The sequence below is a fragment of the Planococcus sp. APC 3906 genome, assembly GCF_030407685.1.
GTDB classification, from domain to species: Bacteria; Bacillota; Bacilli; order Bacillales_A; family Planococcaceae; genus Planococcus; species Planococcus koreensis.
The window spans coordinates 44,482-68,434 of record NZ_JASDCW010000004.1; the positions used below are offsets into that span (position 1 = coordinate 44,482).

24 protein-coding genes are annotated in these 23,953 nt (G+C 48.0%); all 24 read left to right on the plus strand.

Annotated features, from left to right (window positions below; all coding sequences use genetic code 11):
- The first annotated feature begins 64 nt into the window (after window positions 1-64).
- Window positions 65-649, plus strand: a complete 585-nt coding sequence (gene fapR, locus QMA09_RS03750) for a transcription factor FapR (RefSeq protein ID WP_290212063.1) — start codon at window positions 65-67, stop codon at window positions 647-649.
- Complete coding sequence (gene plsX / locus QMA09_RS03755) at window positions 646-1,641, plus strand: phosphate acyltransferase PlsX (RefSeq protein ID WP_290212064.1); 996 nt, start codon at window positions 646-648, stop codon at window positions 1,639-1,641. The genes fapR and plsX overlap by 4 nt, the downstream gene beginning before the upstream one ends.
- The gene (fabD, locus tag QMA09_RS03760; protein WP_290212065.1) at window positions 1,634-2,569 is read left to right on the plus strand and encodes an ACP S-malonyltransferase; all 936 of its coding nucleotides are present in this window, start codon (window positions 1,634-1,636) and stop codon (window positions 2,567-2,569) included. Before plsX ends, fabD begins: the two co-directional genes overlap by 8 nt.
- A complete protein-coding gene (gene fabG, locus QMA09_RS03765) occupies window positions 2,566-3,312 on the plus strand; it encodes a 3-oxoacyl-[acyl-carrier-protein] reductase (RefSeq protein WP_290212066.1) in 747 nt (248 codons plus the stop codon). Before fabD ends, fabG begins: the two co-directional genes overlap by 4 nt.
- Window positions 3,313-3,352: 40 nt before the next feature.
- Window positions 3,353-3,589, plus strand: a complete 237-nt coding sequence (locus tag QMA09_RS03770) for an acyl carrier protein (protein WP_135503796.1) — start codon at window positions 3,353-3,355, stop codon at window positions 3,587-3,589.
- Window positions 3,590-3,713: 124 nt separating this feature from the next.
- On the plus strand, window positions 3,714-4,469 hold the full coding sequence (rnc, locus tag QMA09_RS03775; RefSeq protein WP_135503798.1) for a ribonuclease III: 756 nt from the start codon (window positions 3,714-3,716) through the stop codon (window positions 4,467-4,469).
- A 3-nt stretch (window positions 4,470-4,472) separates the two neighbouring features.
- Entirely contained in the window at window positions 4,473-8,021 is a 3,549-nt protein-coding gene (gene smc / locus QMA09_RS03780; protein ID WP_290212067.1) for a chromosome segregation protein SMC, read from the plus strand.
- Window positions 8,022-8,036: 15 nt separating this feature from the next.
- Window positions 8,037-9,053, plus strand: coding sequence for a signal recognition particle-docking protein FtsY (gene ftsY, locus QMA09_RS03785; protein WP_135503802.1), 1,017 nt, complete (start codon window positions 8,037-8,039; stop codon window positions 9,051-9,053).
- A gap of 67 nt (window positions 9,054-9,120) precedes the next feature.
- Window positions 9,121-9,444, plus strand: a complete 324-nt coding sequence (locus QMA09_RS03790) for a putative DNA-binding protein (protein ID WP_135503871.1) — start codon at window positions 9,121-9,123, stop codon at window positions 9,442-9,444.
- Window positions 9,445-9,456: 12 nt separating this feature from the next.
- Window positions 9,457-10,812, plus strand: coding sequence for a signal recognition particle protein (gene ffh / locus QMA09_RS03795; RefSeq protein WP_183736401.1), 1,356 nt, complete (start codon window positions 9,457-9,459; stop codon window positions 10,810-10,812).
- 159 nt (window positions 10,813-10,971) lie between these two features.
- The gene (rpsP, locus tag QMA09_RS03800; RefSeq protein ID WP_052651220.1) at window positions 10,972-11,244 is read left to right on the plus strand and encodes a 30S ribosomal protein S16; all 273 of its coding nucleotides are present in this window, start codon (window positions 10,972-10,974) and stop codon (window positions 11,242-11,244) included.
- Window positions 11,245-11,256: 12 nt separating this feature from the next.
- On the plus strand, window positions 11,257-11,490 hold the full coding sequence (locus QMA09_RS03805; RefSeq protein WP_135503804.1) for a KH domain-containing protein: 234 nt from the start codon (window positions 11,257-11,259) through the stop codon (window positions 11,488-11,490).
- A 72-nt stretch (window positions 11,491-11,562) separates the two neighbouring features.
- Window positions 11,563-12,081: a ribosome maturation factor RimM gene (gene rimM / locus QMA09_RS03810; protein ID WP_135503806.1), complete on the plus strand. Its 519-nt coding sequence runs from the start codon at window positions 11,563-11,565 to the stop codon at window positions 12,079-12,081.
- Window positions 12,078-12,815 carry a tRNA (guanosine(37)-N1)-methyltransferase TrmD gene (trmD, locus tag QMA09_RS03815; RefSeq protein WP_290212068.1) on the plus strand — a complete coding sequence of 246 codons (738 nt, stop codon included), beginning with the start codon at window positions 12,078-12,080 and terminating at the stop codon, window positions 12,813-12,815. Before rimM ends, trmD begins: the two co-directional genes overlap by 4 nt.
- Before the next feature lie 124 nt (window positions 12,816-12,939).
- A complete protein-coding gene (rplS, locus tag QMA09_RS03820) occupies window positions 12,940-13,284 on the plus strand; it encodes a 50S ribosomal protein L19 (protein ID WP_135503810.1) in 345 nt (114 codons plus the stop codon).
- A gap of 375 nt (window positions 13,285-13,659) precedes the next feature.
- Window positions 13,660-14,217: a signal peptidase I gene (lepB, locus tag QMA09_RS03825; RefSeq protein WP_135503812.1), complete on the plus strand. Its 558-nt coding sequence runs from the start codon at window positions 13,660-13,662 to the stop codon at window positions 14,215-14,217.
- Between the two features lie 11 nt (window positions 14,218-14,228).
- Window positions 14,229-15,095 carry a ribosome biogenesis GTPase YlqF gene (gene ylqF, locus QMA09_RS03830; RefSeq protein ID WP_290212069.1) on the plus strand — a complete coding sequence of 289 codons (867 nt, stop codon included), beginning with the start codon at window positions 14,229-14,231 and terminating at the stop codon, window positions 15,093-15,095.
- A 93-nt stretch (window positions 15,096-15,188) separates the two neighbouring features.
- Complete coding sequence (locus QMA09_RS03835) at window positions 15,189-15,968, plus strand: ribonuclease HII (RefSeq protein ID WP_290212070.1); 780 nt, start codon at window positions 15,189-15,191, stop codon at window positions 15,966-15,968.
- A 129-nt stretch (window positions 15,969-16,097) separates the two neighbouring features.
- Window positions 16,098-17,258 carry an ADP-forming succinate--CoA ligase subunit beta gene (sucC, locus tag QMA09_RS03840; RefSeq protein WP_135503819.1) on the plus strand — a complete coding sequence of 387 codons (1,161 nt, stop codon included), beginning with the start codon at window positions 16,098-16,100 and terminating at the stop codon, window positions 17,256-17,258.
- A gap of 17 nt (window positions 17,259-17,275) precedes the next feature.
- Window positions 17,276-18,178 carry a succinate--CoA ligase subunit alpha gene (gene sucD / locus QMA09_RS03845; protein ID WP_135503821.1) on the plus strand — a complete coding sequence of 301 codons (903 nt, stop codon included), beginning with the start codon at window positions 17,276-17,278 and terminating at the stop codon, window positions 18,176-18,178.
- Between the two features lie 65 nt (window positions 18,179-18,243).
- Window positions 18,244-19,137: a DNA-processing protein DprA gene (gene dprA / locus QMA09_RS03850; protein WP_290212071.1), complete on the plus strand. Its 894-nt coding sequence runs from the start codon at window positions 18,244-18,246 to the stop codon at window positions 19,135-19,137.
- A gap of 437 nt (window positions 19,138-19,574) precedes the next feature.
- On the plus strand, window positions 19,575-21,644 hold the full coding sequence (topA, locus tag QMA09_RS03855; protein WP_290212072.1) for a type I DNA topoisomerase: 2,070 nt from the start codon (window positions 19,575-19,577) through the stop codon (window positions 21,642-21,644).
- A 19-nt stretch (window positions 21,645-21,663) separates the two neighbouring features.
- Window positions 21,664-22,974 carry an FADH(2)-oxidizing methylenetetrahydrofolate--tRNA-(uracil(54)-C(5))-methyltransferase TrmFO gene (trmFO, locus tag QMA09_RS03860; protein WP_290212073.1) on the plus strand — a complete coding sequence of 437 codons (1,311 nt, stop codon included), beginning with the start codon at window positions 21,664-21,666 and terminating at the stop codon, window positions 22,972-22,974.
- Between the two features lie 70 nt (window positions 22,975-23,044).
- Window positions 23,045-23,938 carry a tyrosine recombinase XerC gene (gene xerC, locus QMA09_RS03865; protein WP_290212074.1) on the plus strand — a complete coding sequence of 298 codons (894 nt, stop codon included), beginning with the start codon at window positions 23,045-23,047 and terminating at the stop codon, window positions 23,936-23,938.
- The last annotated feature ends 15 nt before the right edge of the window (window positions 23,939-23,953 follow it).

Sequence of the window (23,953 nt, forward strand, 5' to 3'; positions counted from 1 at the left end):
CATTCTTTTTTTGTTATTTATATACTCATATTAGTACCAAGTGCTAATAGCGGGCGGTGACAAGATGAAAAAAACGAAAAAAGAACGGCAATTGGCGCTGACGGCGTCCATAAAAGAAAACCCTTTTGTGACGGACGAGGAATTGTCGGCAAATTTTGGAGTCAGTGTCCAAACGATACGCCTTGACCGCATGGAATTGTCGATTCCCGAACTGCGGGAACGCATCAAGCATGTAGCCGTTAAGACATTTGAAGATGAAGTGAAGTCTTTGCCGATTGACGAAGTAATCGGGGAGATTATCGATATTGAATTGGATGAAAAAGCGATTTCTCTTTTCGACGTTAAACCGGAACATGTATTTCAACGCAACCAGATTGCCCGCGGCCACCATTTATTCGCTCAAGCGAATTCATTGGCGGTAGCTGTCATGAATGACGAACTCGCGCTCACCGTGAAATCCGAGCTGCAGTTTCTGCGGCCTGTAAGGGCAGGACAGCGTGTAGTAGCGAAAGCGCAAGTAATCGACCGGAATCCGGAGAAAAATCGGGCATATGTAAAAGTCGTCTCGACTGTTGATCAGGCGACCGTATTTATCGGCACATTTGAAATGTACCGAATGACTGAGCAAAGCGAAGGTGACGGAAATTGATCATAGCAGTAGATGGAATGGGCGGAGACAACGCCCCGAAAGAAATTATTGCAGGCGTTTATAAAGCGCTTGAAGAATTCAGCGATTTGCAGATTCAATTGTATGGCAGGCAAGACCGGATGGCGGAGTATTTGAAAGACCATGAGCGATTGGCCGTCATTCACTGTGAAGAAGTAATCGAGTCGACGGACGATCCTGTCCGGGCAGTAAGACGCAAGAAAGACTCTTCGATGGTGCAGATGGCGCTGGCAGTGAAAGAAGGCCGGGCAGATGCTTGTGTATCGGCAGGCAATACCGGCGCGTTGATGTCAGCTGGCTTATTCGTGGTCGGCCGGATTGAAGGGGTAGACCGCCCGGCGCTCGCGCCGACGCTTCCGACAATTGACCGCAAAGGATTCCTGATGCTCGATATGGGGGCAAACGCAGAAGCGCGTCCGGAGCATCTGGTGCAATACGCCATCATGGGCAGCATATACGCAGAAAAAGTGCGCGGCATCACAAATCCGACAGTCGGCTTGTTGAATATCGGCACAGAAGAAAAGAAAGGCAACGAATTGACAAAAGCAGCCTTTCCGCTCTTGAAAGAAGCCCCGATCAATTTTATCGGCAACGTAGAATCGCGTGATTTATTGAATGGCGTCGCTGATGTTGTGGTGACGGACGGCTTTACCGGTAATATGGTGCTGAAAACGATCGAAGGTACGGCGATGAACGTTTTTGCGATGATCAAAGATGTGTTCAATAGCTCGGCGAAGACGAAATTGGCGGCTTTATTGGTCAAAGACGATTTGCGCGGCTTGAAAGGCATGCTCGATTACAGCGAATATGGCGGTGCGGGGCTATTCGGCTTGAAGGCTCCGGTCATCAAAGCGCATGGCTCTTCCAACGGCACTGCGCTGTTCAATGCCATCCGCCAGGCACGGACAATGGTGGAAAATGATGTAGCGGGAACGATATACAGCACGCTGAAAAAGGAGAACCCTCATGACTAAAATTGCATTTATTTATCCAGGGCAAGGTTCACAAGCTGTCGGAATGGGCGAAAGCTTTTTATCCGACAGCAAGAGCCTTGAGTTTTTCAAACAGGCCGATGAAGTGCTGAGCGTCAATTTGTCGCAGATGATGCTTGAAGGCCCGCAGGAACACTTGACCCTTACATACCATGCGCAGCCGGCATTGTTGACGGTGAGCTCGATGATTACAGAACGCTTGAACCGCGCCGGGATCTTCCCGGATTACACAGCCGGGCATAGCCTGGGTGAATACAGCGCGCTTGTCGCTTCAGGCGTCCTGCCGTTTGAAAAAGCGGTCGATATCGTCCATAAGCGGGGCTTGTTCATGAACGAAGCAGTGCCTGCAGGAGAAGGGGCGATGGCTGCCATTCTAGGGATGGATAGCACAGAGCTGGAAAAAGTGACGAATGAAGTGACGGATTCGGTCGGCGTCGTCCAATTGGCGAATCTGAATTGCCCAGGGCAAATCGTCATTTCCGGAACGAAAGCGGGCGTTGACAGAGCTTGTGTGCTCGCTAAAGAACGCGGCGCCAAACGGGCAATTCCTCTTGACGTCAGCGGTCCGTTCCATTCAGAATTGATGCGGCCGGCATCTCAGGCGTTGTCGAAAGTGCTGAGCGAGGCCTTTTTGGAAGATGCCAAAGTACCGGTTATCACGAACGTTACAGCGAAAAGTGAAACCCATGCTTCCCAAATCCAGGAGTTGTTGGTGCGCCAATTGTACTCGCCGGTCCTCTGGGAGCAATCGGTGCGTGAAATGATCGACTTGGGCGTCACCGTATTCGTGGAAATCGGGCCCGGAAAAGTGCTTAGCGGCCTTGTGAAGAAAATAGACCGTTCAGCGGTAACACTGCCAGTATACGATTTGGCAACGTTTGAAAAAGCGGTAGAGGAGCTGGCGAAATGACCAACTTAACAGGGAAAACAGCAATTATCACAGGAGCTTCGCGCGGCATCGGTGCGGAAATCGCCCGTAAAATGGCCGAAGCCGGTGCTAAGATTGTCGTTAATTACAGTGGCAGCCAGGCAAAAGCGGAAGCTGTCGTGGAAGAAATCAAAAACAATGGCGGCGAAGCGATTGCTGTGAAAGCAGACGTTGCAGACGCAGATGCCGTGAAAGCGATGGTCGATCAGACGATGCAGGCTTTCGGCTCAGTGGATATCCTTGTCAACAATGCAGGCATCACACGCGATAATTTGATGATGCGCATGAAAGACGATGAGTGGGATGACGTCATCAACACGAATCTGAAAGGCGTCTTTATCTGCACCAAAGCGGTGACGCGCCAAATGATGAAACAGCGCTCTGGGCGCATTGTCAATATTGCATCGATTGTCGGCGTGATGGGCAATGCGGGACAGGCGAATTACGTGGCGGCGAAAGCTGGTGTCATCGGCTTGACGAAGACAACAGCACGCGAACTTGCGAGCCGGAATATCACGGCAAATGCTGTGGCTCCAGGATTTATCACAACGGATATGACGGATAAATTAGGCGAAGACATCCAAAAAACGATGCTTGCGCAAATTCCCCTCGGCCGTTTCGGCAAACCGGAAGAAGTGGCGAAAGCCGCGCTTTTCCTGGCGTCAGACGACGCATCTTATATGACTGGGCAGACGCTTCATCTTGACGGAGGCATGGTCATGTAGGAAGAAATTTTGTATACTGATTTGAGGGGAGGTGACGGCATTGTCAACAGTATTAGAGCGCGTAACAAAAGTAATCGTAGATCGTCTAGGTGTGGAAGAAAGCGAAGTTAAGCTTGAAGCTTCATTCACAGGCGACCTTGGTGCAGATTCATTGGACGTAGTTGAATTGGTTATGGAACTTGAAGACGAATTCGACATGGAAATTTCTGATGAAGACGCAGAAGGTATGGCAACAGTAGGCGACGCGGTAACGTATATCGAAAAAAAGCAAGCATAATCTGATTACACTCTCGACGCACAGAAGCTTTTAGCAAAGCGGCTGTGCGTCGCTTTGTTTTTTTGCACAAAGCTTCAAAAAAAGGTAAAATTAGAGGCAGAACGTTAAAGGAAGGCAGATTACAATGGCAATGAAAAGAAAAGTGAATCAGCAGAAGCCTGGATTGATCAAAGAAAGCTCGCGGGCAGCCTTTGACCAATTGCAAAAGGACTTGAATATTAAATTTGAACAGCCGGCGTTGCTTTATCAGGCATTTACGCATTCTTCTTATGTCAACGAACACAGAAGAAGGTATTACCTTGATAACGAACGCCTTGAATTTTTGGGAGACGCAGTATTGGAATTGTCGGTTTCTCACTTTTTGTATGCAAAGTATCCAGAAATGAGCGAGGGCAAGCTGACAAAGCTGCGCGCAGCAATCGTCTGCGAACCTTCATTGGTGACGTTTGCCAATGAGCTCAATCTCGGCAACTACATCTTGCTTGGAAAAGGTGAGGAACAGACAGGCGGCCGGACGCGCCCTGCGCTATTGGCGGATGTATTTGAATCGCTGATCGGCGCTTTGTATTTGGACCAGGGCTTGGAAGCGGTTGTCAGCTTTATGGAAGTGGTGCTATTTCCAAAAGTTGAAGTCGGTGCATTTTCCAACGTCATGGATTACAAGAGCCAGCTCCAGGAATTGGTGCAGCAAAAGAACAATGGCTCATTAAGCTACGAAATTATCGATGAAAAAGGACCTGCTCACAGCCGCGTGTTTGTGACGCGGGTATCGCTCGCTGATCAGGAACTCGGCATCGGCAATGGCCGCTCGAAAAAAGAAGCGGAGCAAAAAGCCGCTCAGCTGGCCATCCTTAAATTGCAGGAAGCAACGGAGGATTAGAACATGTTTTTGAAACGATTAGAAGTCATGGGGTTCAAGTCGTTCGCTGATCGCATCGGCATCGATTTCGTCCCCGGCGTGACAGCAGTTGTCGGACCTAACGGAAGCGGCAAGAGCAACGTCACCGATGCAATCCGCTGGGTGCTTGGCGAACAATCGGCCAAATCTTTGCGCGGCGCAAAAATGGAAGATGTCATTTTTGCCGGCAGTGAATCCAGAAAGCCGCTGAATTTTGCGGAAGTTACTTTGGTATTGGATAATACGGACGGCAGTTCCCCTCTCGATTACAGCGAAATCAGCGTGACGAGAAGGGTTTTTCGCAGTGGTGAAAGTGCGTATTTGCTGAATAAGCAAAATTGCCGCCTGAAAGACATTACGGATCTATTTATGGATTCCGGACTCGGGAAAGAAGCTTTTTCCATTATCTCCCAAGGTCGAGTAGACGAAATTCTCAACAGCAAAGCGGAAGAGCGCCGCTCGATTTTTGAAGAAGCGGCGGGCGTTTTAAAGTATAAGCAGCGCAAGAAGAAGGCGGAATTCAAACTTAGCGAAACCGATGAAAACTTGAATCGCGTATTGGATATCCTGCATGAACTTGATGGCCGTATGGAACCGCTGCAGATTCAGGCATCGACTGCCCGCGATTATTTGGATATGAATGAACAATTGAAAGGCGCAGATATTGCCTTATTGGCTTTTGATATTACGCAGCTTGAACAACAAATGGCAGCACTGGAAGAAGATGCAGCTTCCCACTCACGCAAAGAGCGGGAGTTAGCGGCTGATATTGAAGAAAAAGAACATGGGGTTAAAACGATCCGCTCGGCATTGAAAAAGCTGGACGATGAAATCGACGGCTCCCAGCAGGAATTGGTAGAGGCCAGCAGCGAAAGTGAGAAATGGGAAGGCCGCAAGCTGTTGATGTCTGAGAAAAAGAATAATGCAGACCGCCAAGCGCAACAGCTGACTGCGAGCCTGGATGGCGAAAAGCAGGAAAACGCAGCCCTCCACAAAAAGCATCGCGAACAATTGGCGATGCTGCAGGAGCGCAAAGCCGAACAGCTGGCGATCCGCCAATCCGTGAAAGTGCTGGAGGACCAGCTCAACCGGTCGCCTGCTGATATTGACAACGATATCGAAACCCATAAATCCACGTATATCGATTTGATGAACGAACAGGCAAGCGTCCGAAACGAATTGAAGAATATCGATTTGCAGGAACAGCAAGTCTCGGAATCCAGCAGCCGCATCGCCGTACAAGAGGCGGATTTTTCGACTGAATTGGCACGCCTTGATGAAGAAAAAACGGCTGCCGGGAAAAAACTCGAAAACATCCGGACATTGCTGGAAGAAAAACGTGCACAATACAAAGCGGCGGAATCGGCCTATACCAGCAAGAAGCAGGCGTTTGATAAAAAACAAACGATGTTGTTCCAGGCTTACCAGTCGCAAAAGCAATTGAGTTCCCGCGTGGAGACCTTGCAAGAGCTGGAAGCGGATTTTTCCGGCTTTTTCCAAGGTGTCCGCGAAGTCCTGGTGGCGCGTGACAAACGCCAACTCTCCGGCATCGTCGGGGCGGTTGCGGAAATTGTCCAAGTGGACCAGCAATACGCAAAAGCGATTGAAACGGCGCTTGGCGCAGCCAGCCAGCATATCGTCACGGAAAATGAACAAAACGCCCGTGAAGGCATCGAATTCTTGCGCAATAAACGCGCAGGGCGCTCTACGTTCCTGCCGATGACTGTCATGAAATCACGGAAAATCCCTTCCAGTAGCATAGCGGCTATCGAGCAGCATCCATCATTTGTGAAAATGGCGTATGAACTGGTCGGCTATGACCAGAAATACGGAATGATCGTAGAAAACTTGCTTGGCAATGTCATTATCGCGAAAGATTTAAAAGGTGCATCGGCCATTGCGAAATTGACGATGAACCGTTACCGCACCGTTACGCTAGAAGGTGATGTCGTTAATGCGGGCGGTTCGATGACAGGCGGCGCCAACAAGACCCAGGCTTCGTTCTTTACTCGGAAAGCCGAACTCGAACAATTGGTCATTCAGCTGAAGGAATTGACGAGCACCATCGCCCAAGCTGAAAAGACTGTGAAAAAAGAACAGCAAGAAGTCACCGAAGCGGAACAGGCATTGAACAATTTGCGTTCTGAAGGTGAAAAATACCGCGACATGGAAGCCGAGCGCGCGATTATACTGCGCGAAATCGAAGCTGTTTTGAAGACGACGAAAGACCGCTACGGGCTGTTTCAAGCAGAGCGAAGCAATAAAACACATGATTTGTCCGCATTGGCCGACAAAAAAGAGGCAGCTGCAGACCGGCTAGGCGAAATCAGCGGTGAATTGCTGTCGATTTCCAAACAGATCGACGAATTGACGCAGTTCAAGCAGCAGAACGATTCGGCCCGTGATTCGGTCATTTCCAAACTCGCAGACCAGAAATCTTCGCTTGCTGTCATGAAAGAGCGCGTTGCTCAGCTGATCGTCAGCGAAGCGGAGCTTTTGGAACGGAAAGAGAAAAGTGATTTGAAAATCCAGCAGCTGCAAAAAGAGCTCGATTGGATTCAGTCAGAAGAAGCTTCTAAAGTTTATTCTGATGACGATATCTTGCACGAAATTACAGCTTGGACCAATAAGAAAGAGAATGTGCAACAGTCGCTTGCCGAGTTGAAAGCAGGCCGCACAGCTAAGCAGAGCGAACTGACAGCGCTTGAAGAGCAATTGAAAGAGCTTCAGCGCATCTACAAGGGCTTTGTCGAAGCGATCCGCATCTGCGAAGTCAAGTCGACGCGCATCGATGTACAGATCCAAGGTTTCCTTTCCCAGCTGGAGAATAATTACCATATGACGATAGAAAAAGCACGTGAATTCAAACTGGCTGATGAAGAAGCGGCAGTCCGCAAGAAAGTGAAACTGCTGAAACAGTCGATTGAAGAATTGGGGCCGGTCAATATCGGAGCGATTGAAGAATTCGACCATGTCTCCGAGCGCCACAATTTCCTGACCGAACAGCGCAACGACCTGAACGAAGCAAAAGAGACGCTGCGCACCGTCATCCGGGAAATGGATGACGAAATGACCAGCCGTTTTGATGAAACATTCCATGCGATCCGCGGACATTTCCAGCGGGTCTTCCGCGAATTGTTCGGCGGCGGTTCCGCGGATCTCGTGCTGACCAATCCGGAAGATATGCTAATGACCGGCGTGGAAATTATCGCGCAGCCGCCTGGGAAAAAGCAGCAGACATTAAGCCTGCTGTCAGGCGGCGAACGGGCGCTTACCGCCATCGCGCTGCTGTTTTCGATTTTGAACATCCGGCCGGTGCCGTTCTGCGTACTTGACGAAGTAGAAGCGGCGCTTGATGAATCGAATGTCGTACGTTACAGTCAGTACCTGAAGAAATTCAGCAAAAACACACAATTCATCGTCATTACGCACCGCAAAGGGACGATGGAAGGCGCAGATGTGCTGTACGGCATCACGATGCAGGAATCAGGTATTTCAAAACTGGTGTCCGTCAAATTGCAGGAACAAAATTAATAGAGGAGTGGTCATGTGAGTTTCTTTAAAAAGCTGAAAGATAAATTTGCAGGAAACGCGGAAGCGGAAGAGTCGACAGAAAAATACAAAGAAGGCTTAACGAAAACGCGCACGGGCTTTACGTCGAAGATTAATGACCTCGTAGCGAAATACCGCAAAGTCGATGAAGATTTCTTTGAGGAATTGGAAGAAATCCTTCTTCAAGCGGACGTTGGATTTGAAACGGTCATGGAATTGATGGATGAACTGCGCTATGAAGTGCAGCGCCAAAACGTCCGTGACACATCGAGGGTCCAGTCTGTCATTTCTGAGAAATTGGTGGAAATCTATCAAGCGGGCGAAGAGCAAACTACTGAGCTGAATTTCGCGGATGACTTGACGGTGATTTTATTCGTCGGAGTCAATGGCGTTGGCAAAACGACAAGCATCGCCAAATTGGCGCACCGCTTGAAAAACGAAGGCAAATCGGTCCTTTTGGCAGCGGGCGACACATTCCGTGCTGGAGCAATCGAACAATTGGACATCTGGGGCAAGCGCGTCGGAGTCGACGTCATCAAACAAAGTGAAGGGTCTGACCCGGCAGCGGTCATGTACGATGCCGTCCGTGCAGCAAAATCGCGCGGCGTGGACGTATTGATCTGCGATACCGCCGGACGCCTGCAGAACAAAGTCAATTTGATGAAAGAGCTGGAGAAAGTGAACCGGGTCATCGCACGCGAAATTCCTGGCGCACCGCATGAAGTCCTGCTGGCGCTGGATGCGACGACTGGCCAGAATGCATTGATCCAGGCGCAGATGTTTAAAGAAGTGACAAACGTGACAGGCATTGTCCTGACGAAGCTTGACGGCACCGCAAAAGGCGGAATCGTCTTGGCTATCCGCAGCAAACTGAAAATCCCTGTAAAATTTGTGGGGCTTGGTGAGCAAATGGATGACTTGCAGCCGTTCGACCCGCAAAAATACGTCTATGGCCTGTTTGCGGAGGGTTTGGACAAAGAAGAAGCGATGGAACTCTTAGAAGGAGACAAGTAAAATTACTTGACGCCCAACTCTGTTTTCAGTATCGTAAAAAGAAGAGTGGATGAGGTGAACTGCAATGATGGGCTTAGAAAAAACAACGCGCATGAATTACCTGTTCGATTTTTATCAGGAATTGCTGACGCCTAAACAGCGCAGCTATATGGAGCTCTATTATTTGGACGACCATTCCTTGGGGGAAATCGCAGAAGCGTATAACATCACCCGCCAAGCGGTTTATGACAATATCCGCCGCACTGAAGCGATGCTTGAAGAATATGAAGCCAAACTGCAGCTGTTCGAGAAATTCCAAAAACGGCAACAGCTGGTTACGGCATTTGAAAAAGAACCCTTTACAGAAGAACGGGTACGGGAATTCCTCGGCCAGTTAAAAGAATGGGATTAGGAGGCGATAGCAATGGCATTTGAAGGATTAGCTGAACGCCTGCAAGGCACCATCCAAAAGATCAAAGGCAAAGGTAAAGTGTCGGAAGCGGACGTCAAAGAAATGATGCGCGAAGTCCGATTCGCTTTGATCGAAGCGGATGTCAACTTGAAAGTCGTAAAAGAATTCGTGAAAAAAGTCAGTGAACGCGCAATCGGTGTGGACGTCATGGAAAGCTTGACGCCAGGCCAGCAAGTCGTGAAGATCGTAAAAGACGAGTTGACGGAATTGATGGGTGGCGACCAAAGCAAAATCGAATTCTCATCGAAGCAGCCGACCGTCATCATGATGGTGGGATTGCAGGGGGCCGGTAAAACGACCACTTCCGGCAAACTCGCCAGCTTGCTGCGCAAAAAAAATAACCGCAAGCCGCTATTGGTGGCAGCCGACGTTTACCGTCCGGCCGCTATCCAGCAGCTCGAAACAATCGGCAAGCAATTGTCGCTGCCGGTCTTCTCGAAAGGCACGGATATTTCCCCTGTGGAAATTGCTCGGCAGGCGATCGAGTTCGCCAAACAGGAACATATGGACACGGTCATCATCGATACGGCCGGACGTCTCCATGTCGACGAAGCGCTGATGCAGGAATTGAAGGATATCCGCGCCCTTAAAGAGCCGGAAGAAATCTTCCTTGTTGTCGACGCGATGACTGGACAGGACGCTGTCAACGTAGCGCAGAACTTCGATGAAGCCATCGGCATCACCGGAGTCGTGCTGACGAAGCTTGACGGCGATACACGCGGTGGTGCGGCCCTGTCCATCCGTTCCGTTACCCAAAAACCGATTAAATTCGTCGGTATGGGCGAGAAGATGGATGCATTAGAGCCGTTTTACCCGGAACGCATGGCGTCACGGATCCTTGGCATGGGCGATATGCTGTCGCTGATTGAAAAAGCACAGTCCAACGTCGATGAAGAAAAAGCGAGGGAATTGGAAGAGAAATTCCGGACTTCCTCGTTCACTTTCGATGATTTCCTGGACCAGCTGTCGCAGGTCAAACAGATGGGACCGTTGGATGAGATCCTGAAGATGCTGCCAGGCGCCAATAAAATCAAAGGGCTGGAAAATGCGAAAGTTGATGAAGGCCAGATGGCACGTGTGGAAGCGATTATCCAATCGATGACGACGCAGGAGAAAACGACGCCTGACATCATGAACTCGAACCGCAAAAAACGCATTGCCAAAGGTTCGGGAACGACGATCCAAGACGTTAACCGTCTATTGAAGCAATTCGAAGATATGAAAAAAATGATGAAGCAGATGTCAGGCATGAGCCAAAAAGGCAAAAAGAAAGGCTCGATGCCTGGCCTGGATTCGCTTTTCAAATGATCCGAGAATGATTTATTGCGCGTGAAAACCGTTTAAAAACACGGCGAATCGCTGTTGCAGCAAAGAAATTTTAAGGTGTTAAGAAAAAATACTTTACAAACTATTTAAAGCTTGATAATATAATATCTTGTGTGAAACTATTCGGAGGTGCTTTAAGAAATGGCAGTAAAAATTCGCTTGAAACGTATGGGAGCTAAGAAATCTCCTTTTTACCGTATTGTAGTAGCTGACTCACGTGCTCCACGTGACGGCCGTCAAATCCAAACAGTGGGTACTTACAACCCGCTAACAGTTCCAGCTGAAGTTAAAATTGACGAAGAATTAGCGTTGAAATGGCTTCATGATGGTGCTAAACCATCTGACACAGTTCGCAACTTGTTTTCTCAAAACGGCATTATGGAGAAATTCCATAACGAAAAATTAAGCAAGTAAGGGAGTTTTCTTATGAAGCAGCTGATTGAAACCATTGTGAAACCGCTAGTCGATCATCCGGACGAAGTTCGCGTCGAAACTGACGAAAATGCAAGCCGTATTGTCTATAAACTTTCAGTGCATCCAGAAGATACAGGGAAAGTCATCGGTAAACAAGGACGCGTCGCGAAAGCGATCCGCTCCATCGTGTATTCAGCAGCTGGGAATCATCATAAGAAGAAAACTTACGTCGATATTGTGGATTAGCAAAAAAGGGAGGAGCCTAGGTTCCTCCCTTTTTTGTCAGCCAAAACAGAAACTGAAAGGATGTTTTATTGCGTGGAATGGTTTAATGTAGGAAAAATAGTCAACACTCACGGCATCCTTGGAGAAGTCCGTGTATTGTCACGTACGGATTTCCCGGAAGAGCGGTTTGCCGTCGGCATGAAACTGGGCTTGTTCAAGAAAAACGAAAAGAAACCGATTATGGTGACAATCGCCAGCCATCGGAAGCACAAAAATTTCGAATTGCTGACATTCGAAGGCTATCCGCATATCAATGATGTCGCAGAATTCAAAGACAGCTATCTGCGCATTTCAGAAAACGATTTGACGGAACTTGAAGACAACGCATATTACCACCATGAAATTCTTGGCTGTGAAGTGTATTCGACAGAAGGCGAGCTCATTGGCAAGGTAACCGAGATCCTGGAGACAGGAGCGAATGATGTATGGGAAGTGACGCCAGAGGCTGGCAAAAAACACTATATCCCGTATATCGAAGATGTCGTCAAAGAAATCGACATAGATGAAAAGAAAATCGTCATCGAAGTGCTGGAAGGCTTGTTGAACACATGAATATAAATGTCATTTCGCTCTTTCCGCCTATGTTCGAAGGGGTCTTCAACCAATCGATCATGAAAAAAGCCCAAGACAAAAATGCGGTCAAGCTGAACGTCGTGGATCTTCGGGAATTTGCCGACAATAAACGCCAGGTCGATGATTATCCTTTTGGCGGCGGAGCGGGCATGGTGCTGAAACCCGAACCGATGTTCAATGCTGTCGAGTCGCTCGTCACGGACAAAAAGCCGCGCGTGATCTTAATGTGCCCGCAAGGCGAACGCTTTACGCAGAAAAAAGCCGAAGAGCTTTCGCAGGAAGAAGAGTTGATCTTTATCTGCGGCCATTACGAAGGATACGATGAACGAATCCGGGAACATCTGGTGACAGATGAGATTTCCATCGGAGATTTTGTCCTCACCGGCGGCGAACTTGCTGCGATGACTGTCATTGACAGTGTCGTCAGGCTGCTTCCAGGGGTCCTTGGGAACGCTGACTCCTCTATCAAAGACTCATTCTCTACCGGCATGCTCGAACATCCCCAGTATACCCGTCCAGCTGATTTCAGAGGGTGGCAGGTGCCTGCTGTGTTGACTTCTGGAAACCACGGGAAAGTCGATCAATGGCGCGAAGAGCAGGCGTTGAAACGTACGCTTGAACGCCGGCCGGATCTGCTTGAGCACATCCAGCTGACAAAGCAGCAGCAGAAGATTATCGATTCATTGAAAAACACCAGCAACAATCAAGAATAGACCTTGCATAACTGCTTATTTAGTGATACCATGGAGTCTGTACTTTTATGTGAAGTACAGGATCACGGTGTTCCGCTGCAGCAGCAATTGTGTGCAAGAGCATCTGTAGAAGGAGAGAAAAAACATGCAAAACATTATTGCAGACATTACTAAAGATCAACTTCGTACAGACCACCCGGACTTCCGTCCAGGAGATACTGTCCGTGTACACGTGAAGGTCGTTGAGGGAACTCGCGAACGGATCCAGTTATACGAAGGAGTTGTAATCGGTCGCCGTGGAGGCGGAATCAGTGAATCATTCACAGTCCGCAAAATCTCTTATGGTGTTGGTGTTGAACGTACATTCCCTGTACACACGCCAAAGATTGCACAACTTGAAGTTACCCGCCGTGGTAAAGTTCGTCGTGCGAAATTGTACTACTTGCGTAACCTTCGCGGTAAAGCAGCACGCATCAAAGAAATTCGATAAGATTGCACTGATGAAAGAGGGCGAATGCGCCCTCTTTCTTTTTTGCGTAAAAAAAGAGTGCAGTTCGTTAAACATTTAGCGTCGCCTGACTTGTTGTCGGAGCTAAACGGGCACTTCCGCTTTTCTATGTGTCCAGTTGCAGTGCCCAGATTCTCGGGCAGTAAGCGAATCTAGCTTTGCGGCTGCAAACATGCCGCTTAGCAGTCTTTCGAAAACCTGCTGCTCCTGCAGCACTTCGTGCTTCGTCGCAAAGTCATGGCCAAATTTCCTTTGCCCATAACTTGCTTGTCGGGACTAAACGGGCACTTCCGCTTTTCTTTGCTTAAGGCTTGGAATGTTGTACAATTACAATAGAATGTTTGGGGAGGAACGCGCATGGAACGTGAAGTTAAACAGAAGAATGAGGTTTGGGAATGGTCAAAGGCGCTGTTGATTGCGTTCGGGCTTGCGGCAATTATTCGTGTTTTCTTTTTTACTCCAATTGTAGTGGATGGCGAATCAATGATGCCGACCTTGGAGCATGGCGACCGTATGATTGTCAACAAGATCGGCTATTCGGTAGGAGAGCCTGACCGATTCGATATCATCGTTTTTCATGCGCCTGAAGAAAAAGATTATATTAAGCGGATCATTGGCTTGCCGGGAGATCACATCGCTTATGAAAATGATCAGCTGTTTATTAATGGGCAAGCGGTGGAAGAGCCTTATTTGGATATTTACAAAGAAGGCATCACCGGCACATTGACAGAGGATTTTACGCTTGAAGAAAAAATCAATGAGAGTACGATACCTGAAGGTTATGTTTTCGTTATGGGAGACAACCGGAGAGCAAGCAAAGACAGCCGGCATATCGGTATAGTGCCAATGGATGACGTCATCGGCAATACGAGTTTCGTATTTTGGCCGATGGAAGAAGCAGGGCTCGTTAACTAAGGAGTGTTTTTATGACGATACAATGGTTTCCAGGGCATATGGCCAAAGCAAGAAGAGAAGTAACGGAAAAACTGAAGCTAGTCGACATCATTTTTGAACTAGTGGATGCCCGTCTTCCTTTATCCTCGCGCAATCCAATGATTGATCAAGTGATCCAGCATAAACCCCGGCTGATCATTTTGAACAAAATGGACATGGCCGATGAAACAGAAACAAAGAAATGGATCCGCTATTTCGAAGGGCAGGGAACACGTGCAGTTGCAATTAATTCCCTAGAAGGAAGAGGGCTGCAGGCCGTGACGAAAGCTTCGAAGGAAATTCTCGAAGACAAATGGAGCCGCATGATCGCCAAAGGCATTAAGCCGCGTGCCATCCGCGCAATGATTGTCGGCATTCCGAACGTTGGGAAATCCACGCTGATCAACCGGCTGTCGAAAAAAAGCTTGGCTAAAACAGGAAACATGCCTGGAGTTACCAAAGCACAGCAATGGATAAAAGTCGGCAAGGAAATCGAACTTTTGGATACGCCGGGTATTTTGTGGCCGAAATTCGAAGATCAGGAAATCGGCTTTAAGCTGGCGGTGACGGGAGCGATTAAAGACTCTGTCATCCAAATGCAGGAGCTGGCGATTTACGCATTGAAATTCCTTGAACAACGGTATCCCGAGCGGCTGAAAGAGCGCTACGGCATTGATGGCGTGGATGATGAAATCGTCAATACTTTTGACGCGATCGGCAAAAGACGCAGTTTCGTTTCATCGGACGGCGAAGTGGATTACGAAATGACCGCTGAGGCGATTGTCCGTGATATCCGCAATCAATACTTAGGGCGGGTCACGTTCGATTACCGTGACGAAATGATTGTCAAAGAAGAATGACGCTAAGGGCTGATTCCGTGAAACTGGGGTCAGCCCTTTTTTATTGTCCGCAGTTATTTGGTTTATGAAACAGCAAGAGAAAGGGAGAGGCTTATGCTGACAAGTGAAGCAATCAAAAAGCGGCTGGCGGCGGAAACCGACTGGCAGCCGTGGATGGACGAATTGCAGGAAGATGGACGGAAGTCGGTACAGGCCGCGTTGAAAAGCTGGCAGCGGAAAAAAGGGCTGCACGACAAATTATTGTTTGAACACGACGGGAAAATGTCATTTGACCAATCGTTCAAAGCGGATCCTGGCGAACGGGTCTGTGGAATTGACGAAGCGGGGCGGGGGCCGCTTGCTGGCCCAGTCGTAACGTCGGCGGTCATATTGCCGGACGATTGCAGCGCGCTGATCGGGCTGGACGACTCGAAGAAAATTCCGGCAGCCAAACGCAGGCAGCTAGCGCAGCTCATCAAAGAGCAGGCTATTAGCTATGCTATACATATTCAGCCGCCTGAGAAAATCGATGAATTGAATATCTATCAGGCGACAAAGCAATCGATGTCTCAAGCCGCCATGAACCTTGATCCGGCACCTGACATCATATTGGCAGACGCGATGTCGCTGGACATCGGCATTCGCTGCGAATCCATTATTAAAGGCGATGCAAAAAGCCTGAGCATCGCCGCTGCCTCGATTCTGGCTAAAACGGCGCGGGACGCCATCATGGACGATTACGCGGAACTGTTTCCGGCTTACGGTTTTGAAAAGCATTCAGGCTACGGCACAAAAGACCATCTTCTCGCACTGGAACGTGTCGGCCCCTGTCCCATCCACCGAAAAACGTTTGAGCCAATAAAATCGATGATTGCAGATAAAAACGCTGAATAGCACCGGAAATGTGTGAATATTTGAAGTTTTTTGCAGTATAGCCGACAACTGTGGACATTTTATGGCAACTTTAATACAATGGTAAAGGCAATAAAATTACGATACAGATGTTTGATTGGAGGACGAAAGATGAATATCCATGAATATCAGGGAAAACAGATCCTAAAACAATATGGAGTAGCAGTTCCTGAAGGCTATGTTGCTTTTTCTCCGGAAGAAGCTGTCAAAGCTGCAAAAGAACTTGGTACTGAAGTTGTTGTGGTGAAAGCCCAGATCCACGCAGGTGGCCGCGGGAAAGCAGGCGGCGTTAAGCTTGCTAAGAACTTGGATGAAGTGCGCGCTTATGCGAAAGAGCTTCTTGGAAAAGTGCTCGTTACACATCAGACTGGTCCTGAAGGCAAAGAAATTAAACGCCTGTATATCGAAGCAGGAAGCAGCATCGAAAAAGAATACTACCTTGGATTGGTTCTTGACCGCGAAACTTCACGTGTAACTCTTATGGGTTCTGAAGAAGGCGGAATGGACATCGAGGAAGTAGCAGCAAACAATCCGGAGCGCCTCTTCTACGAAGAAATCGACCCGGTTGTCGGCTTGACTGGCTTCCAGGCCCGCCGCATGGCTTACAACATGAACATCCCGACCAAACTTGTCAACAAAGCAGCTAAATTGATGTTGGGCCTTTACCAGGCGTACATCGAAAAAGATGCAGCAATCGTTGAGATCAATCCTTTGGTTGTTACAGGAGACGGACAAGTAGTAGCATTGGATGCGAAATTCAACTTCGATGCAAATGCTCTTTACCGCCACCAGGACATCATGGAAATGCGCGACTACGATGAAGAAGATCCAAAAGAAATCGAAGCTTCCAAGTATGACTTGAGCTACATTTCTTTAGACGGGAACATCGGCTGTATGGTTAACGGCGCCGGACTTGCTATGGCAACTATGGACACGATCAACTATTACGGCGGAACACCCGCTAACTTCCTTGACGTTGGGGGCGGTGCGACTGCTGAGAAAGTAACGGAAGCATTCAAGATCATTCTTTCTGATAAGAATGTAAAAGGGATCTTCGTTAACATTTTCGGCGGAATCATGAAGTGTGACATCATTGCTGAAGGCGTTATTCAAGCAGCAAAAGAAGTCAGCTTAAGCGTACCTCTAGTCGTTCGTCTTGAAGGAACAAACGTAGAACTTGGCAAAAAACTGCTGAACGAATCAGGTCTTGATATCGTCGCTGCCGGCACTATGGCAGAAGGCGCTAAAAAGATCGTAGAACTTGTAGGCTAAGAAGGGCAGGGACAAAAATGAGCGTATATATTAATAAAGACACGAAAGTGCTTGTACAGGGAATTACAGGGTCAACTGCCCTTTTCCATACAAAGCAAATGCTTGAATATGGCACTAAAATCGTTGCTGGGGTAACTCCTGGCAAAGGCGGCACTGAAGTTGAAGGCGTACCTGTATTCAACACAGTTGAAGATGCTGTCAAAGCGACAGGAGCAAACGTTTCTGTAATTTATGTACCGGCTCCTTTTGCTGCCGATGCAATTCTTGAAGCGGTTGAAGCTGAACTTGATATGGCGATCTGCATCACTGAACACATTCCGGTTTTGGATATGGTTAAAGTGAAGCGCTATATGGAAGGCAAGAAAACTCGCCTAGTAGGACCGAACTGCCCTGGAGTCATCACTCCGGACGAGTGCAAAATCGGGATCATGCCTGGCTACATCCATAAAAAAGGACATGTTGGCGTTGTTTCACGCTCAGGTACTTTGACGTATGAAGCGACACACCAATTGTCTCAAGAAGGCATCGGCCAATCGACTGCTGTCGGAATTGGTGGAGATCCGGTCAACGGAACAAACTTCATCGATGTCTTGAAAGAATTCAATGAAGACGAAGATACTTACGCGGTCGTCATGATCGGTGAAATTGGCGGAACAGCTGAAGAAGAAGCTGCTGCGTGGGTTAAAGAAAACATGACAAAACCGGTTGTCGGCTTTATCGGCGGACAAACGGCTCCTGAAGGAAAACGCATGGGCCACGCTGGTGCCATCATTTCTGGAGGAAAAGGGACTGCTGCTGACAAGATCAAAGCAATGAACGCTGCTGGGATCCAAGTTGCAGAAACTCCATCTGTAATCGGCGAAACTTTAATCCGAGTCATTAAAGAAAATGGCTTGTATGATCGCTGCAAAACACATTAATATAAGAGTAAGGCGCATCAAGCTGATGCGCCTTCTTTTTTTACTGAAATTTGAGGAGGAATGGAATGGACAAATTGTTTTTGCAAAGATTGAACGCATTGCATTATGTGTATCCAAAACCGTTGAACCGGCTGTCAAAACTGATGGCAGATGACGAAGAGCTTGAGAAGCTGAGCCGCAGAAGCGCCTTGGAACTCGCATTTTTGCTGAATGTGAAAGAACAGCAAGCGCATGATTTGAAAAAAGCCTATACAGAAGCGCTCGATATCCCTTTTGAAAGCCTCTACCGAAAATACAAGATAACCCCCATATCTTTTCTCCATCCGCATTACCCCAAATCATTGCTGGAACTGATCGATCCTCCAGCCATTCTATACGCTAAAGGCCGAACAGAACTGCTGCTCGTGCCGCAAAAGATAGCCGTAATCGGCTCGCGCAAGGCTTCATCCTATTCCCGCAAAGCAATGGACACAATATTGCCCGTTTTAACCCAGCATGAATTTTTAATTGTCAGCGGCTTGGCAAAAGGGGCCGATGCAATGGCCCACGAAATTGCCATAAATTCAGGCGGTGAGACAATTGCAGTCGCTGGCAGCGGATTTTTGCATCCGTATCCAAAAGAAAACATGGCACTGAATATTATAATAGAAGAAAAATTTTTATCAATTACGGAATATCCACCCTATATGCAGCCGAAACGCTGGAATTTCCCGATGCGCAACCGGATTATCAGCGGCTTGTCTTGCGGCGTCCTGGTTACGGAAGCGCAAGTGAAAAGCGGGACGCTGAGCACGATTGAGCACGCCCTTGACCACGGCAAGGACGTTTTCGCGGTGCCGGGAGATATCTTTTCGGGTTTGTCAGAGGGGCCGCATAAACTTATCTCAGAAGGCGCAAAACCGGTATGGAACGGCGATCAGATTCTGGATGAATACCGGCAGTTGAGAGCTGAAAAATAATTCAGTAAAATGAAAAGCCTTGCAATCCGGTAAAATCTGTTATACATTTTGCAACAGGTAATTCTTTTATATAAGTTGAGCTAATAAGTAACTTATTGGGCACCGCTCAAGACGCTTTGGGCATGGCTCTCGCAAAAAAGCCAGGCAAAGAACGCCTGTCTTTCTGCTCCGCCTAGCCCTTTGCCGCGCTTTCGCTGGATAAGCTCTTTAGGAATAAAATAAGCTTTTTGGATCTGTTATTTTCTGGATACGGAGCAAAAGTGCCGAGACGCCTGCGGGATAGCGAGACAGCCGAGACCCCGGAAGAAGCGAAGCGACTGAGGAGGCCCGGCGCTCGCCCGCGGCAAGCGAGGCAGTTTTGCGCAGTATCAACAGCATGAATCCTAAGTTCAACTTATTTAGATAATTTTAAGAAACCTCTATGAGGAGGAATAGTCATGTCGGATTTTTTGGTCATAGTCGAGTCGCCAGCAAAGGCGAAAACAATTGAACGCTATTTAGGTAAAAAGTACAAAGTCCGGGCATCGCTCGGCCATCTGCGTGATTTGCCCCGAAGCCAAATGGGTGTGGATGTTGAAAATAATTACGAACCCCGCTATATTACGATCCGGGGAAAAGGTCCTATTTTGCAAGACTTGAAAAAAGAAGCGAAAAAAGCGAAAAAAGTCTTTCTGGCAGCTGACCCGGATCGCGAAGGTGAAGCGATTGCTTGGCATTTGGCGACTGCACTGGGTGTCGACCAGGACTCGGATTGCCGAGTCGTTTTCAACGAAATTACGAAGGATGCCATCAAAGAATCATTCAAACATCCGCGAAAAATCGATATGGATTTAGTGGACGCCCAGCAGGCACGGCGCATACTTGACCGTTTGGTCGGCTATAGTATCAGCCCGCTGCTTTGGAAAAAAGTCAAAAAAGGCTTATCGGCCGGCCGCGTGCAATCTGTCGCACTTCGTTTGGTCATCGACCGTGAAAACGAAATCAAGAATTTTGAACCGGAAGAATATTGGTCGATTACGGGTGAATTCGAAAAAGCGAAAAAGAAATTCGAAGCCCAGTTCTACGGCAATACAAAAGAAAAGTTGAAATTGCAGAACGAAGAAGATGTCAAAGCTGTAATGGCTACCATCAAAGGCGACGACTTCAATGTGAACCGCGTTGTTAAAAAGGAAAGAAAGAGAAATCCTTCCCCTTCTTTTACAACTTCATCCCTTCAGCAAGAGGCTGCCCGCAAATTGAATTTCCGTGCGAAAAAGACGATGATGCTTGCCCAACAGTTATACGAAGGTATTGCAGTAGGCAAAGAAGGCATTACGGGTTTGATCACTTATATGCGTACAGACTCAACCCGAATTTCGGATACGGCTAAAAAAGACGCGCTGGATTTCATCAACAGCAACTATGGAAACGATTACGCAACGAAAACTACTGCGGCTAAGCAATCGGCGAAGTCACAGGATGCCCACGAAGCGGTGCGTCCAACAAGCGTCATGCGCACACCGGAATCGATGAAAAGCATATTATCGCGTGACTTGCACCGCTTGTACAAATTGATCTGGGATCGTTTTGTCGCAAGCCAAATGTCTCCGGCAGTCCTGGATACGGTCATGGCCGAACTGCAGAACGGCGAAGCGGTATTCCGAGCAAACGGTTCGCAGGTGAAGTTCCCTGGATTCATGAAGCTTTATATTGAAGGAACTGATGACCAGACAGAAGACAAAGACAATATTTTGCCTGAAATGGCGGAAGGTGATATTGTAAAAGCTGTCGGCATTGAGCCGAAGCAGCATTTCACACAGCCGCCTCCACGCTTCACTGAAGCCCGCCTGGTGCGCACGCTTGAAGAGTTGGGAATAGGCCGTCCATCAACGTATGCACCGACGCTTGATACAATTCAAAAGCGTGGTTATGTCGCGCTTGATGCGAAACGCTTTATCCCGACAGAACTTGGTGAAATTGTTCACGCACTCGTACTCGAATTCTTCCCGGATATCTTGAATATCGAATTTACTGCCAAAATGGAACACGATCTGGACAGTGTTGAAGAAGGCGAAATCGATTGGCGGAAAATCATTGATGTGTTCTTCAAGGATTTTGAAAAACACGTTGAAGTGGCTGAAAATGAAATGGAGAAAGTGCAGATCAAAGATGAACCCGCTGGTGAAGACTGTGAACTTTGCGGATCGCCGATGGTTTATAAACTGGGGCGCTACGGCAAATTCATGGCATGCAGCAATTTCCCCGATTGCCGCAATACAAAGGCAATCGTAAAACATATCGGTGTAACTTGCCCGACATGCAAAAAAGGTGAAATCGTTGAACGGAAGAGCAAAAAACGCCGTATATTCTATGGCTGCGACCGCTACCCAGAATGTGAATTTGTGTCATGGGATAAACCGATTGAACGGCCGTGCCCGAAATGCAGCGAGCTGCTGGTGGAGAAGAAAGTGAAAAAAGGCGTCCAAATCACATGTACGAAATGCGATTATAAAGAAGAAGTTCAATAATTGATAGAGGTGTTTAGAAATGACAAAATACGTTAATATCATCGGTGCCGGCTTAGCTGGCAGTGAAGCAGCATGGCAAGTAGCTAAACGCGGGGTCAACGTGCGCCTGTACGAAATGCGTCCAGTTAAACAGACGCCAGCTCACCACACGGATAAATTTGCCGAATTGGTTTGCAGCAATTCATTGCGTGCCAATAATTTGACGAATGCTGTGGGTGTCATAAAAGAAGAAATGCGCACACTCGACTCGGTCATCATCGAGTCCGCAGATAAAGCATCTGTACCTGCTGGCGGGGCATTGGCAGTTGACCGCCATGAATTTGCCGGCATGGTTACGGATAAAGTGCGCAATCACCCGCTCGTTGAAGTGATCAACGAAGAAGTGACCGAGATTCCGGAAGGCATTACGATTGTTGCGACGGGACCGTTGACGTCTCCGGCAATGGCGGAAAAAATCCTTGAGTTGACTGGTCAGGAATACTTGTATTTTTATGATGCAGCGGCGCCGATTGTCGAAAAAGACAGCATTGACATGAATAAAGTCTATTTGAAATCTCGCTACGACAAAGGGGAAGCAGCCTATTTGAACTGCCCGATGACTGAAGAAGAGTATATGCGCTTCCATACAGCATTGGTTGAAGCGGAAGTCGTGCCGTTGAAAGAATTCGAAAAAGAGATTTATTTTGAAGGATGCATGCCGGTTGAAGTGATGGCAGCTCGCGGCGATAAGACTTTGACATTCGGTCCGATGAAACCGGTTGGACTGGAAGACCCGAAAACAGGTGAACGCCCGTATGCGGTTGTTCAGCTTCGCCAAGACGATGCAGCTGGCACCCTTTATAACATCGTCGGCTTCCAGACGCATTTGAAATGGGGAGCACAAAAAGAAATCCTGAGAATGATCCCGGGCTTGGAGAATGTTGAAATCGTACGCTACGGCGTCATGCACAGAAACACATTCATCAACTCGCCGACTGTTTTAAAACCGACTTATCAGCTTCGTTCAAACCCGAGCATCTTTTTTGCAGGGCAGATGACAGGAGTCGAAGGATACGTTGAATCAGCGGGCAGCGGCTTGCTTGCAGGCATCAACGCTGCGAAACTGGCTTTAGGCGAAGAATTGATCGTCTTGCCGGCAGAAACGGCTTTAGGCAGCATGGCCCGCTATATTACAGAAGCGGACAGCAAGAACTTCCAGCCGATGAACGTTAACTTCGGTTTGTTCCCGGACCTTGGCGTCCGCATCAAATCGAAGCAGGAGCGCGCTGAAAGGCACGCAGAGCGGGCATTGGAATCGATTCGCAATTTTGTGAATACAGTAACTGTTTAATTGATAAAAGCCTCTAAATGTTGTTATAATTTAGAGGCTTTTGCATTGCAAAAAAAAGGTGGGTTCATTGATGGATAAACGGGACATGCTCAAATCTTTTATGGCCTACATTCAACTGGAAAAAAATTATTCTGAGCATACTGTCCGCCATTACGAAAAAGATCTGGAAGATTTCTTTTTGTTTTTGGAAGGCGAAGATGCATCGGACCTGACGACGATCGAGTATTTGCATGCCAGAAATTATGTGACGAAATTATACGATGAGAAATTGTCGAGGACGACGATTTCGCGGAAAATCTCTTCGATCCGTTCGTTCTTCAAGTACGGCAGCCGGGAATTCGGTTTGAGTGAAGCGGCGTTCCGCTCGCTGTACCATCCGAAAAAAGAAGAACGGCTGCCGCAGTTTTTCTATGAAGAAGAGCTGGAAGTTTTATTCCGCGCGGTGCAGGGCGATGATCATTTATCCTTGCGCAATATGGCGCTGCTCGAATTATTGTATGCAACCGGCATGCGCGTCGGCGAATGCGTATCGATTCAGATGAAGGATTTGGACCGTACGATGCACATTGTCAAAGTCATGGGTAAAGGGCGGAAAGAGCGCTATATCCCTTACGGCCAATTTGCCCACGATGCGCTGGAACATTATATCGAGGAAGTTCGTCCTAGACTGATGAAGAACCGGGATCATCAAGGATTATTCGTCAATAGCAGAGGAGATGCGCTGACGGACCGCGGCGTCCGCCACATACTCAGCGAATGCATGAAAAAGGCGTCTGTCAACTCAGCGATTTATCCCCACATGATCCGCCATACGTTCGCCACGCATTTATTGAACAACGGGGCGGATATGAGGACGGTGCAAGAGCTGCTCGGGCATAGCCATTTGAGCTCGACTCAGGTTTATACGCATGTCACAAAAGAGCATTTAAGAAAGACGTATTTAAATAGCCATCCAAGAGCTTGAAGAGGAGGACTTTGA

Excerpts from the sequence above, each read along its gene's own strand:
- rpsP (WP_052651220.1), top strand. The coding sequence starts at position 10,972 with ATGGCAGTAAAAATTCGCTTGAAACGTATGGGAGCTAAGAAATCTCCT.
- ylqF (WP_290212069.1), top strand. The coding sequence starts at position 14,229 with ATGACGATACAATGGTTTCCAGGGCATATGGCCAAAGCAAGAAGAGAA.
- QMA09_RS03835 (WP_290212070.1), top strand. The coding sequence starts at position 15,189 with ATGCTGACAAGTGAAGCAATCAAAAAGCGGCTGGCGGCGGAAACCGAC.
- fabD (WP_290212065.1), top strand. The coding sequence starts at position 1,634 with ATGACTAAAATTGCATTTATTTATCCAGGGCAAGGTTCACAAGCTGTC.
- trmFO (WP_290212073.1), top strand. The coding sequence starts at position 21,664 with ATGACAAAATACGTTAATATCATCGGTGCCGGCTTAGCTGGCAGTGAA.
- smc (WP_290212067.1), top strand. The coding sequence starts at position 4,473 with ATGTTTTTGAAACGATTAGAAGTCATGGGGTTCAAGTCGTTCGCTGAT.
- QMA09_RS03805 (WP_135503804.1), top strand. The coding sequence starts at position 11,257 with ATGAAGCAGCTGATTGAAACCATTGTGAAACCGCTAGTCGATCATCCG.
- sucD (WP_135503821.1), top strand. The coding sequence starts at position 17,276 with ATGAGCGTATATATTAATAAAGACACGAAAGTGCTTGTACAGGGAATT.
- rnc (WP_135503798.1), top strand. The coding sequence starts at position 3,714 with ATGGCAATGAAAAGAAAAGTGAATCAGCAGAAGCCTGGATTGATCAAA.
- rplS (WP_135503810.1), top strand. The coding sequence starts at position 12,940 with ATGCAAAACATTATTGCAGACATTACTAAAGATCAACTTCGTACAGAC.
- QMA09_RS03790 (WP_135503871.1), top strand. The coding sequence starts at position 9,121 with ATGGGCTTAGAAAAAACAACGCGCATGAATTACCTGTTCGATTTTTAT.
- ffh (WP_183736401.1), top strand. The coding sequence starts at position 9,457 with ATGGCATTTGAAGGATTAGCTGAACGCCTGCAAGGCACCATCCAAAAG.
- dprA (WP_290212071.1), top strand. The coding sequence starts at position 18,244 with ATGGACAAATTGTTTTTGCAAAGATTGAACGCATTGCATTATGTGTAT.
- fabG (WP_290212066.1), top strand. The coding sequence starts at position 2,566 with ATGACCAACTTAACAGGGAAAACAGCAATTATCACAGGAGCTTCGCGC.
- sucC (WP_135503819.1), top strand. The coding sequence starts at position 16,098 with ATGAATATCCATGAATATCAGGGAAAACAGATCCTAAAACAATATGGA.
- lepB (WP_135503812.1), top strand. The coding sequence starts at position 13,660 with ATGGAACGTGAAGTTAAACAGAAGAATGAGGTTTGGGAATGGTCAAAG.
- topA (WP_290212072.1), top strand. The coding sequence starts at position 19,575 with ATGTCGGATTTTTTGGTCATAGTCGAGTCGCCAGCAAAGGCGAAAACA.
- xerC (WP_290212074.1), top strand. The coding sequence starts at position 23,045 with ATGGATAAACGGGACATGCTCAAATCTTTTATGGCCTACATTCAACTG.
- fapR (WP_290212063.1), top strand. The coding sequence starts at position 65 with ATGAAAAAAACGAAAAAAGAACGGCAATTGGCGCTGACGGCGTCCATA.
- trmD (WP_290212068.1), top strand. The coding sequence starts at position 12,078 with ATGAATATAAATGTCATTTCGCTCTTTCCGCCTATGTTCGAAGGGGTC.